Consider the following 529-nt stretch of genomic DNA (forward strand, 5'->3'; position numbering starts at 1 on the left):
GGAGACGTGTTCGGCTCCCTGCGCTGTGACTGCAATGAGCAGCTGATCGCTGCTATGCAGATGGTCGAGAAAGAAGGTCGGGGTGTCGTATTGTACATGAGGCAGGAGGGGAGAGGCATCGGGCTTCTGAACAAGCTGAAAGCATATAGGCTGCAGGACGATGGGATGGACACCGTAGAGGCAAACGAGAAACTTGGCTTCCGGCCGGATTTGCGAGACTACGGCATCGGCGCGCAGATTCTTCACGACCTTGGGGTCGGCAAGATGCGGCTGATGACGAACAATCCAAAAAAACTCGTTGGGTTGCACGGATATGGACTGGAGGTCGTGGAACGAGTTGCGCTTGAGGTCGATCCGAATTTCTTCAATGAGCATTACCTCAAGGCAAAGCGAGACAAGCTCGGACACTTGATTCTGATCGAACGTTAGGAGATCCGGCTCACAACCTCGTGTGGAGCGTGTCACATCCGCGACTTTTTCCCTTGCGTCTCATTGAATTTTCTTCTACTTTGCTTCCGAATCAAGCATA

1 protein-coding gene is annotated in these 529 nt (G+C 52.7%); it reads left to right on the top strand.

The genetic code is table 11. From position 1 onward, the window contains the following. The coding region (locus QME66_13250) for a GTP cyclohydrolase II (GenBank protein MDI6809913.1) at positions 1–429 on the top strand (429 nt) is incomplete at its 5' end. Positions 430–529: the final 100 nt, after the last annotated feature.

It is taken from the genome of Candidatus Eisenbacteria bacterium, from assembly GCA_030017955.1.
Lineage (GTDB): Bacteria > Eisenbacteria > RBG-16-71-46 > JASEGR01 > JASEGR01 > JASEGR01.